The organism is Pseudonocardia sp. CA-142604 (genome assembly GCF_050948475.1).
In the GTDB taxonomy this organism is placed as follows: Bacteria; Actinomycetota; Actinomycetes; order Mycobacteriales; family Pseudonocardiaceae; genus Pseudonocardia; species Pseudonocardia alaniniphila.
Map to the genome: position 1 here is coordinate 7,443,654 of NZ_CP192045.1, position 13,756 is coordinate 7,457,409.

Genomic DNA, 13,756 nt, shown 5'->3' on the forward strand with positions numbered 1-13,756 from the left:
CGTCGGCGGTCATGACTCGCGCCTGTTCCGGACGGTGAGCCGCAGCTGGAACACCGCCAGCAGCAGGATGATGACGAACAGCAGGTAGGAGATCGCCGAGGCGTAGCCCAGCCGGAACGAGGTGAAGCCGGTCTCGTAGATGTACTGCAACACGGGCCGCGTCGTGCTGTTCGGGCCGCCCTCGGTCATCAGGTAGACCTGGTCGAACACCCGCAGTGACGCCAGCACCTGGAGCACGACGATCAGCCCGGTGGTGCGCCGCAGCTGCGGCAGCGTGATGTGCCAGAGCTGCTGGCGGGCGCTCGCGCCGTCCAGGGAAGCGGCCTCGTACAGGTCGCGCGGGATCTGCTGCAGCGCGGCGAGGTAGAGCAGGAAGTTGAAGCCGACCGTCCACCACGTGGTGGCCACCACGATCGCCACCATCGCCACGCCCTCGGTGGTCAGCCACGGCACCGCCGAGCCCCCGAGCGCCTCGATCCAGCTGTTGAACAGGCCGAACTCGGGCTGGTAGAGCCACACCCAGATCAGCGAGACCACTGTGGCAGGCAGCACGAACGGCGCGAAGTACGAGAAGCGCAGGAGCCAGCCCAGCCGCCGCGCGCGGTGGGCGAGCAGCGCCATCGCGAGCCCCGTCACCACCAGCAGCGGCGTACTGAGCAGCGTGAACAGTGCGGTGTTGCCGAGCGACCGCCACACGGCGGGGTCGCCGAAGAGCTCGCGCCAGTTGGCGAGGCCGAGGAACTGCGAGGGCATGCCGGCCAGGCTCTTGTTGAAGAAGCTGTTGACCAGGCCCGCGATGACCGGCCAGACCATGAACACCGCGAACACGATCATGAACGGCAACACGAAGAGCAGCCCTGAGGTCTCCCCGGGACGATGGCGGCGGACGCGGTCGGACGTGACTTGTCGGGTGGGCGGGGCAGGGGCTGCCGGGGTGGCTGTGACCATGTCGGCTCCGAGTGCTCGGCGGGAAGCGGGACGGGAGGCGGGGATCAGACCGGCGAGGGGATCGACACGAGCCGCTGCAGCGCGGTTTTCAGCTGCGCGGCAGCCGCCTGGGGCTGCAGGGCCCCGGTCATGACGCTGCCCAGCGCGTCGTTGGCCACGGTCTCCAGCGTGGAGCCGGAACCGCTGAACCATCCCGGCGGGTCGAACGCCACGGCGCCGGCGGACGCCGCGTACTCCGACTGCGGCCGCAGCGCGGCGTACTCGGCGCTGCGTGCCACCGGTTGGTACGCCGGGACGTGCCCGCCCTTGGCCCACTCGAGGCTGTCCTCGAGCATCACGGCGATGTACTCCACAGTGGCCCGCAGAACCTCCGGATCCCGGACGGCCTGCTTCGGCAGCACGTAGGTGTGGCTGTCGCCGAGGGCGAGCCGGCTGCCGTACACGTCGGGCATCTGTGCCATGCCGAACGGGAGCCCGGCGTCCACATAGGTGGTCACCTCCCATTCGCCGTTGAACGACATGCCCGCCTGCCCGCCGCCGAACAGCGCGACGGTCGCCGGGTAGTCCGAGCTGCCCGGGACGAGCTGTTCGTCGATCGCGAGCCGACGCAGGAGTTCGAGCGCCTCGGTGGCGCGGTCGACGTCGAGCAGGACGCGGGTGCCGTTCGCATCGATCATCTCCGCGCCCATCTGGGCGTAGAGGCTCGCGAAGAAACGCCACGGTTGCTCCGCCTCGAGCGAGGCCCCGAAGTTGCCGGTGACCTCCTTGACGGCGCGGAGTTGTTCGACGAGCTCGTCCGGCCCGCGGGGGGAGACGAGCTTGCCGTCCGCGCCGATCAGTCCGGCCTGCCCGCAGATCTCGGTGTTGTAGTAGTGGACGATCATGTGCGTGTCGAGCGGCACGGCGTAGACCTGCCCGTCGACCACGCAGCGGTTCCACACGTCGGGCAGGAACTTGTCCTGCGTGATGCCGTACTCGGCCAGCAGGTCGGACGGGTACGGGTCGAGCAGCGTGGCGGGGCTGAACCCGGGCAGCCGACTCAGGTGCATCGTGGCGAGGTCGGGGCCGCGCCCGCCGGCCGCGGCCATCGCGAGCTTCGTGTAGAAGGGCGCACCCCACGGAAGGACCGTCGCCTGCAACGCCGTGCCGGGTGTGCGCTCCCGGAACGTGTCCTGCATGGAGATGTGGCGCTGGCCGTCCCCTCCGGAGAACAGGTTCCACTCGCGCACGAGCGTGGCGCCCGATCGCGCACCGCTGCTACAGCCCGAGAGCAGGGCGGTACCGGCGAGCGCGGCGCCTGCGGCCGCCAGGAACCGACGGCGCGACAGAGCCGGTCGGACGAACTGATCCATCGCAGTGATCTCCTCGACGGTGAGGCCGGTCACGACAGGTGAAACAGGTCAGAGGGCTCCGGCCAGGCGGTAGTAGGCCTGGTTCCAGCGCAGCTCACGGGCGAAACGGCGGGGTGTGGTCTCGGCGTCGATCACGACGAGCTCGGTGCGCGCCAGCTCGGCGAGGTCGTCCAGCTCCTCGACACCGAGCGCGGTGGAGAGCACGGTGTGGTGCGGCCCGCCCGCCATGATCCACGTCTCCGCCGACGTCCGGAGGTCCGGCTCGGGCTCCCACACCGCTCGGGCGACGGGCAGGTTGGGCAGCGGCTCGTCGGCCGGCACGACCTCGATCGCGTTGGCCACCAGGCGGAACCGGTCGCCCATGTCCGACATGCCGATGACCACCCCGGCGCCGGGTGCGGCGTCGAACACCATGCGCACCGGGTCCTCCCGGCCGCCGATCCCGAGCGGGTGGATCTCCACCCGCGGCCGCTCGGCGGCGATGGACGGGCAGACCTCCAGCATGTGCGCGCCGAGCACCTTCGGCCGTCCCGGGCCCAGGTGGTAGGTGTAGTCCTCCATGAACGAGGTGCCGCCGGGCAGCCCGCCTGCCGCGACCTTGAGCGTGCGCAGCAGCATCGCGGTCTTCCAGTCGCCCTCCCCCGCGAAGCCGTAGCCGTCGGCCATCAGCCGCTGCACGGCGAGCCCGGGAAGCTGGCGCAGTGCGCCGAGGTCCTCGAAGTTCGTGGTGAACGCCATCGCACCGGACGCCGTGAGCAACTCGCGAAGGCCCAGCTCGATCCGCGCGGAGTACCGCAGCGAGTCGTGCCGGTCGCCGCCCGCGCGCAGCTCCGACACCACCTCGTAGCGGTCCTCGTACTCCGCCACCAGCTTGTCGACGTCGGCGTCGAGGCTCGCGTGCACGGCTTCGGCGAGGTCGGTGACGGCGTAGCCGTTGACCGTGACGCCCCAGCGCCACTGGGCCTCGGTGCGGTCCCCCTCGGTGACGGCGACGTCCCGCATGGTGTCGCCGAATCGCGCCAGCCGCAGCGAGCGCACCTCGGACCAGCCCAGCGCCGCACGCGCCCACGCGCCCACCCGGCGCTGCACCTCGGGGTCCTCGACGTGGCCGGCGACGATCTTGCGGACCACCCCCAGCCGCGCCTGGATGTAGCCGAACTCCCGGTCGCCGTGGGCGGCCTGGTTGAGGTTCATGAAGTCCATGTCGATCGTCGCCCACGGCAACGACCGGTTCGCCTGGGTGTGCAGGTGCAGCAGCGGCTTGCGCAGGGCGTCCAGGCCCGCGATCCACATCCGCGCCGGGGAGAACGTGTGCATCCAGGCGGTCACGCCGATGCAGCGCGGGTCGGCGTTGGCCTCGAGCGCCATCCGGTGGATGCCGTCGGAGGTGGTGAGAACCGGCTTCCAGACGATCCGCACGGGCGCGGCACCCGACGCGTCGAGTGCCGCGGCGATCGCCTGCGACTGGCCGGCCACCTGGGCCAGCGTCTCCTCCCCGTAGAGGCCCTGGCTCCCGGTGAGGAACCAGATCTCGCGGTCCGCCGTGGTCGATCCCGTCACTGCTTGGCTCCCGTCTGGCCGTACACGTTCTGGTAGCGATCGAAGAGCGCGTCCACGTCGTCCTGCGGGATCGGCGTGAGCGGTCCGAGCTGGCGGGCGATGTGGGTGGAGCGGGCCACGTCCTCGCACATCACGGCAGCCTTGACCGCGGCCTTCGCGTCGGGGCCGATCGAGAACACCCCGTGGTTCTGCATGATCACCGCGCGGGAGCGGTGGCCTGCCAGCGTCTCGACGATGCCGCGGCCGATCGAGTCGTCCCCGATGCGGGCGAACGGTCCGAGCGGGATCGGGCCCCCGAACTCGTCGGCCATCGCCGTGAGCGCGCAGGGGATCGGCTCGGCACGGGCCGACCACGCGCACGCGTAGGTCGAGTGGGTGTGCACGACGCCGCCGACCTCGGGCATGTGCCGGTACACGTAGGCGTGTGCCGCGGTGTCACTCGACGGGGAGAGCTCGCCGTCGACGAGCTCGCCGTCGAGGTCGCAGGCGACGATGGCGTCCGGGGTGAGATCGTCGTAGGACACCCCGCTGGGCTTGATCAGGAACAGCTCGTGCCCGGGCACCCGGGCCGAGACGTTGCCCGCCGTCCAGACGACGAGTCCGTAGCGCACCAGCTCGGCATGCAGGGCCGAGACCTGTTCACGCAGCTCGTCGACGATGTCTTTGGCGGACTCGGGGATCACCGGCCGTCCTTCCCGTTCGTGTTCTTCCGCTCTGCGTTCTTCTTTTCCAGGGCCTGCGTGCGCAGTGCGTGCAGGCGGTGCATCACGTCGTTGCCGCCACCGGCGCCACGGCGGCCGAAGTGGTCGTGCAGGCGGACGTACTCCGCGTAGAGCTCGTCGTAGGCGCGCGCCCGGGCGGGGTCGGGGCGGTAGACGGCCCGGTTGACCTTGCCCATCGCTGCGGCGGCCGCGCGGACGTCCGGGTGCGCGCCCGCGGCGACGGCGGCGTGGATGGCCGAGCCGAGCGCGGGACCCTGGTCGGACCCGATCGTCGAGAGCGGGCGGTCGCACACGTCGGCGTAGATCTGCATGAGCAGCGCGTTCTTCAGCAGCCCGCCCGCCACCACGAGCTCGGCGACCGGCACGCCCGAGCGTTCGAACGCCTCGATGATCGTGCGGGTGCCGAAGGCGGTGGCCTCGAGCAGTGCGCGGTAGGTGTCCTCGGGCCGGGTGGCGAGCGTCTGGCCCACCACCAGCCCGGACAGCTCGTGGTCGACGAGCACGGAGCGGTTGCCGGAGTGCCAGTCCAGCGCGACGAGCCCGTGCTCGCCGACGGCCTGGTCGGCCGCCAGTTCGGTGAGCAGCCCGTGCACGTCGAGCCCGCGGTCGGCGGCACGGGCGTGATAGTGCGGGGGGACGCTCATGTCGACGAACCAGCCGAAGATGTCACCCACGCCGCTCTGCCCGGCCTCGTAGCCCCAGAGCCCCGGCAGGATCCCGCCGTCGACCACCCCGCACATCCCCGGCACCTCGCCGAGGCGATCGGACACCATCACGTGACACGTCGAGGTGCCCATGATCGCCACCATCTGACCGGGCTCGACTGCCTGTGCCGCGGGCACGGTGACGTGCGCGTCGACGTTGCCGACGGCGACGGGGATCCCCTCGGGCAGGCCCGTCCAGGCGGCCGCCTGGGCCGTGAGCCCGCCCGCGCGGTCACCGAGCCTGCCGATGGGGTGCTCCAGCTTCGCCTCGACGAAGTCGGCGAATGCGGGGTTCAGTGCGGCTAGGTAGTCCCGGCCCGGGTAACGCCCGTCCTGGTGGATGCCCTTGTAGCCCGCGGTGCAGGCGTTGCGCAGGTAGGTCCCGCACAGCTGCCACACGATCCAGTCGGCGGCCTCGACCCAGCGCTGCGTGCGGTCGTAGACCTCCGGGTCCTCCTCCAGCAGCTGCAGCGCCTTGGCGAACTCCCACTCCGAGGAGATCCGCCCGCCGTAGCGCGCGAGCCACGGCTCGCCGCGTTCCTCGGCGACGGCGGTGATCCGGTCGGCCTGGGCCTGCGCGGCGTGGTGCTTCCACAGCTTCGGATAAGCGTGCGGGCGGTCGGCCAGCTCGGGCAGCTCGCAGAGCGGTGTGCCGTCGGCGAGCGTCGGCAGCACGGTGCAGGCCGTGAAGTCCGTGCCGATACCGACGACGTCACGCGGATCCACCCCGGACGCCGCCAGCGCCTTGGGCACGGCGATCTTGAGCACCTCCACCCAGTCGGCGGGCACCTGTAGCGCCCAGTCGGGTGGCAGCACGGCGCCGGTGGCGGGCAGCGCACGCTCCACCGACCCGTGCGGGTACGGGTGCACGGCGTCGGCTAGTTCCTCGCCGTCCGCCACTCGGACGACCACGGCCCGCCCGGACAGCGTGCCGAAGTCGATCCCCACAGCCACGGCGCGGCGCGGGTCGACGGTGCGCACTGCGCGACCACTCACGGAGCAACTCCCCCCACAACGTTGTGAGCGCTAACAATGTGAGCGCTAACACGGAATGTCAACCCCTTGGGGAAACCCGACGGATCAGGCATGCGGCAGCATGAGACACATGCACGACTCGCCACCGGCCCCCGTCATGACCGACGTTGCGCGGCTGGCCGGCGTCTCCCACCAGACCGTGTCCCGCGTGGTCAACGACTCGCCCCACGTCAGCGCGCAGACCAGGACCCGCGTGCTGGCCGCGATGGAGCAGCTCGGCTACCGGCGCAACGCCGTGGCCCGGGCGCTGGCCACCCGCCGGTCCGGCACGCTCGGCGTGATCACCTTCGACACGGTGCTGCACGGCCCCGTCACCACGCTCTACGGCGTCGAGCAGGCCGCCGGGGCGCTCGGGCTCGGTGTGAGCATCGCCGTGGTCGACAGGGTCAGCTCCGACGCCGTCGTACGCGCGCTGGGCCGGCTGGAGGAACAGTCCGTCGAGGGCGTGGTCGCGCTGGCCACACAGGAGGACGCGGTGCGGGCCCTCACCGCCGGGCTGCGGGCGCTGCCGACCGTCTTCGTCGGCGGCCTGGCCGGAACGTCCGAGGCCGATGCGCCCGCCGTCGGCACCGACCAGCTCACCGGAGCCCGCGACGCCACCCGGCACCTGCTCGAGCTCGGGCACCGCACGGTGCACCACCTGGCCGGTCCACAGGACTGGCTCGACGGCCGGTGGCGCGTGGAGGGCTGGCGGGATGCGCTGCGAACCGCCTGCGCCGAGGAGCCCGAGCTCGTCGAGGGCGACTGGAGCGCCCGTTCCGGCTACGTGGGGATGCGGGAGATGCTGGCCGCCGACCCCGCCCTCACCGCGGTCTTCGCCGCCAACGACCAGATGGCACTCGGCGCCCTGCGCGCGCTCGACGAGGTGGGCCGCCGCGTCCCCGATGACGTCAGCATCGTCGGCTTCGACGACATCCCGGAGGCCGAGTTCTTCCGCCCGCCCCTCACCACGGTCCGCCAGCACTTCGCGGAGTCCGGGCAGCTCGCGGTGCACCTGCTGTTGGGCCTGATCCGTCCCGAGGACGCGGCCGCCGGTGCGGTGCCCCCTCCCCTGGTGCCCACGGAGCTGATGGTCCGCCGCAGCTCCGGCCCGCCGCCGACGTGATCGCTGCGAGATCCCCGTTTCGGCCCTCGACAGGGCGAACACGCCGATCTCGCGGCGATCATGGTCAGTCGGCCAGCGTCGAGCCCCGCACGACGAGACGGGTGGGCAGCTCCACGGCACCGCGGTGCGGCCGCCCGTCCACGGCGTCGAGCAGCATGCGGGCCGCGCTCCGGCCCAGCTCCTCCAGCTCCAGGTCCACCGTGGTCAACGGCGGGCGGCAGGCCAGCGCCATCACGTCCCAGTTGTCGAAGCCGGTGACGGCGACGTCGTCGGGGATGCGCCTGCCCAGCTCGCGGAGCCGGTCGCACACGCCACGGGCGATCTGGTCGCTCCCGCACGAGATCGCGTCGAGATCGGGGTGGGCGCGCAGCAGCAGGTCGACGGCCTGCCGCCCCCACCGCTCGCTCCACGCCCCGTACATCGGTGGCCCACGGAACGCAGGCCCGGCCGTCTCGGCGGCGGCCCGCGCCCGCTCGACGGCGCTGCGATGCCGTTCCGGGCCGGTGACGTGCGCGATCGCCGCACGACCGATGTCGCCGAGATGCATGACGGCCGACGCGGCACCGCCCCGGTCGTCCACGAGGACCGCGGCATCGGCCGGATCGGTGGAGCCGTTGAACGCGTACACCACGGGGATCGGCACGGCGATCGGTGGACGCGGTTCGGTGCGACGGCCGGTCACGATGATGCCGTCGACGCGGCGGGCGAGCAGCGTGCGCAGGTAGTGCTGTTCGCGCAGCGGGTCGTCGCGGGTGTCGCACAGCAGTAGCGCCATCTCGCCTGCACTGAGGGCGTCCTCGGCGCCCAGCATGATCGGGATGCTGAACCGCCCGGAGCTGTCGGTGGTGACCAGCCCTACGGTGTAGCTGCGTCCGGACGACAACGCCCGGGCCCGCCCGTCGGGCGTGAACCCGAGCTGCTCGGCGGCCCGCCGCACCCGCTCGCGCGTCTCGCGCCGCAGCTGGCCGGTGTCGTTGAGGGCCTTCGACGCCGTGCCCGGCGAGACACCGGCCAGCGCCGCGACGTCGGTGATGCGCACGACGGCGCCGGTTCGGCCGGGAGAGCTGGTGGTCAGCGGACGGCTCCTTTTCCGCTCGTTCCGTGAAGGGTCGATCCTATCCCGCGTATCAACAGGATTGATGAGCACAGGCCTTGACCCGACCGGGTGGTCGCCTTAGCGTCACTGCCGGAAATCGAATTCCTTATTTTCCGTGACCGGCCCGACGACGCGCACTGGAGCGGCATGACGGCGACCTCGTCCCCCACCACCGGCACCACACGGGCACCCGCCGCACCCACCAGTACAGCCGCCGTACGGCTGCGCCCGCTCGGCCTCGGCGAGGCCAGGATCACCGGTGGCTTCTGGGCCGACCGGCAGCGCGCCAACGGTGACGCGGCCATCCGAGTCGGCCGCCGACGCCTGGACGAGGCCGGCAACCTGGAGAACCTGCGGATCGCCGCCGGTGTCTCGACCGGAGAGGTCGTCGGCCCGATCTTCGCCGACTCCGACGTCTACAAGTGGCTCGAGGCGGTGGCGTGGGAGTACGGCCGCAACCCCGCGGACGAGCTGCTCGCGATGCAGCGGGAGGTCACCGCCGTCGTGGCCGCCGCCCAGGCCGACGACGGCTACCTCAACTCCGTCGTCCAGGTCCGCCACCGCGACCGGGGACGCTACTTCGACCTGCCCTGGAGCCACGAGCACTACTGCGCAGGCCACCTCATCCAGGCCGCCGTCGCACAGGTGCGCTGCACCGGCGACACCGCGCTGCTGGACGTCGCCGTGAAGCTCGCCGATCACCTCGCCGCCACGTTCGGCGAGGACCGCCGCCACGACGTCGACGGCCACCCGGTGATCGAGACCGCGCTCGTCGAGCTCTACCGCGAGACCGGAGAGGCCAGCTACCTCGAACTGGCCCGCTACTTCGTCGAAGCGCGGGGCCACGGCCTGATGGCCGGCTACGGCCAGGAACCCACCTACTTCTCCGACCGCGTCCCCGTCCGCTCGGCCACCACGGTCGAGGGCCACGCAGTACGCGCGGTCTACCTCGCCGCGGGCGCGGCCGACGTCGCCGCCGAGCTGGGCGACGCCGAACTGCTGGACGCGCTGCGCATCCAGTTCGACCACATGCTCGCCACGAAGTCCTACGTCACGGGTGGCCTCGGCTCGCGCTGGGACCGTGAGTCGTTCGGCGATCCGTACGAGCTGCCAACCGACCGCGCCTACGCGGAGACGTGCGCGGCGATCGGCGGCGTCCAGTGGGCGTGGCGCATGCTGCTCGCCACCGGCGACGCGCGCTACGCCGACGCGATCGAACGCATGCTGTTCAACGGCTTCATCGCCGGCATCTCGCTCAGCGGCGCCGACTACTTCTACGTCAACCCGTTGCAGCTGCGCGCCGATGCGCACACGGACGGGGATCGCTCGCCCGCCCACGGCCGTCGCGGCTGGTTCGACTGCGCCTGCTGCCCGCCGAACGTCATGCGCACCCTGGCGAGCCTCGACGGCTACCTGGCCACGGGCGACGCGAACGGCGTGCAGCTGCACCAGTACGCGCCCGGCACGGTGACCAGCGGGGACGTCGAGCTGGCCGTCGAGACCGAGTACCCGTGGGACGGACTGGTGCGGGTGCGCGTGCTCGCCTCACCCGGCCGGTTCACCCTCTCCCTGCGAGTGCCCGCGTGGGCGACGGGCGCCAGCGTCACCGCGGGCGGCGAGACGCAGCACGTCGATCCGGGATACGCACGGCTGGAACGGGACTGGGGCGCGGGCGAGGTCGTCGAGCTGCACCTGCCGATGGACGTCCGCACCACCGCGGCCCACCCCCGCGTCGACGCCGTGCGCGGGTGCGTGGCCGTCGAGCGCGGGCCGCTGGTCCACGCCGCCGAGCAGGCCGACCACGCCGCCCCCGTCGACGACCTGCAGATCGACACGTCCGCTGCCACGGCCACCGAGCATCGCCCCGACCTGCTGGGCGGCGTCACGGTGGTCACCACCCGGGGCCGCACCGAGGCGGCAGGCGAGCTGGACCTCACCCTCGTCCCGTACTACGCGTGGGCCAACCGCGGCGCCGGAGCCATGCGGGTCTGGATTCCCACGATCTGACCCAACCCGCCAGGAGAGGACAATGACGACCTCGCCGACGACCTCACGCCGCAGTTTCCTCACCCTCGCCGGGCTCGGCGCCCTCGCCGCCGCGCTCCCGGCCTGCAGCTCGGTGCTGCCCGAGCCCGACACCGGGGCGGCAGGCTTCGGCACATCGGCCACGGGCCGGGTCGAGGTGTGGTGCCGGGCGGCCACCCAGAACGGGCTCACCACACTCGTCGACACGTTCAACGCCTCCCAGGACCGGCTCACCGTCGATCTGGTCCCGGTGCCCGACGCGCAGTACGTCACCAAGCTCGCCACCGCCATCCGCGGCCGGAACGTGCCCGACCTCGTGGACATCGACGACATCAACTCCCTGTTGTTCGTCCACCGCGACGCGTTCACCGACCTCACCCCGCTCATCGCCGATCTCGGCTTCGCCGACCAGCTCAGCCCCGGCCACCTCGCGCTGGCCACAGTGGACGGACGGCAGTACGGCGTCCCGTACCTGGCCGACAACTCTGTGCTGTTCTGCAACACGGAGCTGTTCGACCGGGCCGGGATCGACGTCGACGAGTCCACAACCGACCTCGACGCACTGCTGGCCGCGGCCCGCCGGATCACCGCGCTCGGCGACGACGTCCACGGCTGGACCTTTCCCGGCAACTCGTCCGGCGCGCTCGGGTTCATCGTGCAGCCGCACATCTGGGCCGCCGACACCGATCTGATCCGCGGCGAGCCCGGTGCACAGGAAGGGAATGTCACCGGCAACGACGCACTGGCCCGCACGCTGGAGTTCCACCGTGCGCTCTGGCAGGACCGGCTCGTGCCACCCGGCTGCTACACCGACGAGGCCGCGCGGTGGGCGGCCGACTTCCACGCCGGGCGGATCGGCATGTTCCCCTCCAGCCTCGACACCGTCACCACCAACGCGAGCCCCGAACTGCTCGCAGCCACCACCGTCCGCCTGCTCCCCGGCCCCGACGGAGGGCGCGCCTTCTTCGACGGCGGCGACAACATGTGCATCCCGCGCGGGGCCGTCAACGCCTCGGGTGCGTGGGAGTTCGTGCGGTACGCACTCGACCTGCCCCAGCAGTCCGCCCTTCCCGAAGGCGGCTACACGCCGGCCCGGGCCGACGTCGCGACCGCGGAGTTCGCCGCACGGAACCCACTGACGCTCCCGCCGCTGCAGGCGCAGGAGGAGGGATACGCGCCCAAGACCCTGTCCTACAACGAGCTCTACAACCAGCCCGACGGGCCGTGGCTGACGATGTTCCGCCGCGCGGTCTTCGACGGCGAGATCGAGGGGGCCATGACGCAGGCGCAGGAGTCCTTCGACCGCATACTCGGGCAGGCCCGGACATGAGCGCCGTGATCTCGGCGCCGGTCGCCCAGTCCCCCGCCGCCGCCCGCTCCGCACCGGCACGACGGCAGTCCTTGACACACCCACCGCGTACCGGGCTGCTGCTCGTCGCACCCGCGGTACTGATGGTCGTGGTGTTCGTGCTGGCGCCGCTGGTGTTCGCGCTCGGCATCTCGTTCACCGACTGGCCGCTGATCGGCGACGTCTCCCCCGCCGGGTTCGCCAACTACGTGAGCATCGGCTCGGACGCCGGCTTCCTGCGGGCCGTGCTCTACACGCTGCTCTACACCGCGATCGTGACGATCCCGCTCCTCGTGGTCGGCTACGCGCTGGCCGTGCTCGTCCGCAGCAGGAGAAGAGGAGCCACGCTGCTGCGCACCGTGTTCTTCCTGCCGTTCGTGGTCGGGCTCACGACCCTGAGCCTCATGACCGTGCTGGAGGCGCAGCCGGGCAGCGGGGCGATCAACATCGTCCTGCGCGCACTCGGGATCACCGACGGCGACACGGGCTGGCTCGTGGACGGGCCCCTGGCGACCGGGCTGGTGTCGACGCTGGTCATCTGGGGCGTGGCCGGGTTGACGATGTTGCTGCTGATGGCGGGGATGCAAGCGATCCCGGCGGAGGTCTACGAGTCGGCCGATCTGGACGGCGCGACCTGGTGGCAGCAGGAGTGGCGGATCACGATCCCGATGCTGCGGCGCACGATCGCGATGAGCCTGGTGATCTCGGTGGTCGGCTCCCTGCTGGCGTTCACGCAGTTCTACGTGCTCACCGACGGCGGTCCGGGCTCGGCCACCACCACCGTCGTGCTCTACATCTACAACCGGGCCTTCGTACAACTGCAACTCGGGGCCGCCGCGGCGCTGTCGGTCGTGCTGGTGGTCGTGGTGGCGCTGGTCACCGCGCTTCAGGTGTGGCTGCTCCGGGGCGAGGAGTGATCGACGTGACCATCGCAGCGCCGCGATCCGCCCGCAGGTCCCGCACGTCGACCGGCCGCCAGGAGACGTGGACGAAGCGCGTGCTCTACGCCGTCGGGGGCGGCGGGGCGTTCCTCGTCTTCACCGTGCCCCTCGTCTGGGCGTTGCTGCGCTCGGTGCAACCGAACGAGGTGATCGTGGCGGCGCCGGACCCCGCCACGTTCCTCGGACTGACTTTCGAGAACTTCCACGCGCTGCTCAGCGGGCCGGACAGCCTCGTAGGGGCCGTGGCCAACAGCCTGGTCGTGGCGCTGGGCACGGCGGCCCTCACCACAGTGCTCGCCACCGCTGCGGGCTACGGCTTCGCGCGCTTTCGATTCCGCTCCGGTCCTGTGCTCTTCGCGCTCGTCGTCGCGTCGATGATGGTGCCGTTCCAGGCGATCCTCACCCCGCTCTACCTGCAGATGAACCTCATGCGGCTCACCGACAGCCTGGTCGGCCTGGTGCTCTTCTGCACCACGGTGAACCTGCCGTTCGGCGTGCTGGTGATGCGCAACTCGTTCTCCTCGGTGCCGGGTGAGCTCGAGGACTCCGCGCACATCGACGGCGCGAGCACCCTGCGGATCATCACGTCGGTACTGCGCCCGCTGATCACGCCGGGCGCGGCGACCGTCGCCCTCTACGCCTTCCTCGCGGCGTGGACGGAGTTTCTCGGGGCGCTGACGTTCCTGACCGACCGCGACCTCTACACGCTCCCCGTGGCGTTGGTGAACCTGCAACAGGGCGCGTACGGACAGATCAACTTCGGTTACATCGCCGCGGGCTCGGTGATCGCGATGATCCCGTGCGTGGTGCTCTACGTCGCGCTGCAGCGCTTCTACGTCGCCGGGCTCGCCTCGGGAGCGGTCAAGGGCTGAGCCTCGACGACTTCCTCTCGCAGTCAGTACTGCAGCGACTACTTCGAC

At 71.4% G+C, this 13,756-nt stretch carries 11 protein-coding genes; 5 read left to right on the forward strand and 6 right to left on the reverse strand.

Translation table 11 applies throughout. The features are described from left to right. Positions 1 to 9: 9 nt before the first annotated feature. From ACQPZQ_RS33715 to araB, 5 genes are read right to left on the reverse strand one after another with little or no spacing between them, the layout of a single operon-like run. Positions 10 to 948, reverse strand: a complete 939-nt coding sequence (locus tag ACQPZQ_RS33715) for a carbohydrate ABC transporter permease (RefSeq protein WP_433287595.1) — start codon at positions 946 to 948, stop codon at positions 10 to 12. A gap of 44 nt (positions 949 to 992) precedes the next feature. Further along, complete coding sequence (locus tag ACQPZQ_RS33720; RefSeq protein WP_433287597.1) at positions 993 to 2,300, reverse strand: extracellular solute-binding protein; 1,308 nt, start codon at positions 2,298 to 2,300, stop codon at positions 993 to 995. Between the two features lie 48 nt (positions 2,301 to 2,348). Then, positions 2,349 to 3,860: an L-arabinose isomerase gene (gene araA / locus ACQPZQ_RS33725; protein WP_433287599.1), complete on the reverse strand. Its 1,512-nt coding sequence runs from the start codon at positions 3,858 to 3,860 to the stop codon at positions 2,349 to 2,351. Further along, complete coding sequence (locus ACQPZQ_RS33730; RefSeq protein WP_433287601.1) at positions 3,857 to 4,543, reverse strand: L-ribulose-5-phosphate 4-epimerase; 687 nt, start codon at positions 4,541 to 4,543, stop codon at positions 3,857 to 3,859. The genes araA and ACQPZQ_RS33730 overlap by 4 nt, the downstream gene beginning before the upstream one ends. Then, positions 4,540 to 6,282: a ribulokinase gene (gene araB, locus ACQPZQ_RS33735; protein WP_433287603.1), complete on the reverse strand. Its 1,743-nt coding sequence runs from the start codon at positions 6,280 to 6,282 to the stop codon at positions 4,540 to 4,542. Before araB ends, ACQPZQ_RS33730 begins: the two co-directional genes overlap by 4 nt. A 109-nt stretch (positions 6,283 to 6,391) precedes the next feature. Between araB and ACQPZQ_RS33740 the strand changes: the two genes are divergently transcribed. Further along, positions 6,392 to 7,426: a LacI family DNA-binding transcriptional regulator gene (locus ACQPZQ_RS33740; protein WP_433287605.1), complete on the forward strand. Its 1,035-nt coding sequence runs from the start codon at positions 6,392 to 6,394 to the stop codon at positions 7,424 to 7,426. A 64-nt stretch (positions 7,427 to 7,490) separates the two neighbouring features. On the opposite strand, the gene ACQPZQ_RS33745 is transcribed toward ACQPZQ_RS33740, so the two are convergent. After that, complete coding sequence (locus ACQPZQ_RS33745; protein ID WP_241036237.1) at positions 7,491 to 8,465, reverse strand: LacI family DNA-binding transcriptional regulator; 975 nt, start codon at positions 8,463 to 8,465, stop codon at positions 7,491 to 7,493. Positions 8,466 to 8,669: 204 nt separating this feature from the next. Between ACQPZQ_RS33745 and ACQPZQ_RS33750 the strand changes: the two genes are divergently transcribed. The 4 genes from ACQPZQ_RS33750 to ACQPZQ_RS33765 are packed head-to-tail and all read left to right on the forward strand — an operon-like array spanning position 8,670 to position 13,708. Next, positions 8,670 to 10,529, forward strand: a complete 1,860-nt coding sequence (locus ACQPZQ_RS33750) for a glycoside hydrolase family 127 protein (RefSeq protein WP_433287607.1) — start codon at positions 8,670 to 8,672, stop codon at positions 10,527 to 10,529. A 22-nt stretch (positions 10,530 to 10,551) separates the two neighbouring features. After that, a complete protein-coding gene (locus ACQPZQ_RS33755; RefSeq protein WP_433287609.1) occupies positions 10,552 to 11,877 on the forward strand; it encodes an ABC transporter substrate-binding protein in 1,326 nt (441 codons plus the stop codon). Continuing rightward, positions 11,874 to 12,812: a carbohydrate ABC transporter permease gene (locus tag ACQPZQ_RS33760; RefSeq protein WP_433287611.1), complete on the forward strand. Its 939-nt coding sequence runs from the start codon at positions 11,874 to 11,876 to the stop codon at positions 12,810 to 12,812. The genes ACQPZQ_RS33755 and ACQPZQ_RS33760 overlap by 4 nt, the downstream gene beginning before the upstream one ends. Before the next feature lie 5 nt (positions 12,813 to 12,817). Beyond that, on the forward strand, positions 12,818 to 13,708 hold the full coding sequence (locus ACQPZQ_RS33765) for a carbohydrate ABC transporter permease (protein ID WP_433287613.1): 891 nt from the start codon (positions 12,818 to 12,820) through the stop codon (positions 13,706 to 13,708). Positions 13,709 to 13,756: the final 48 nt, after the last annotated feature.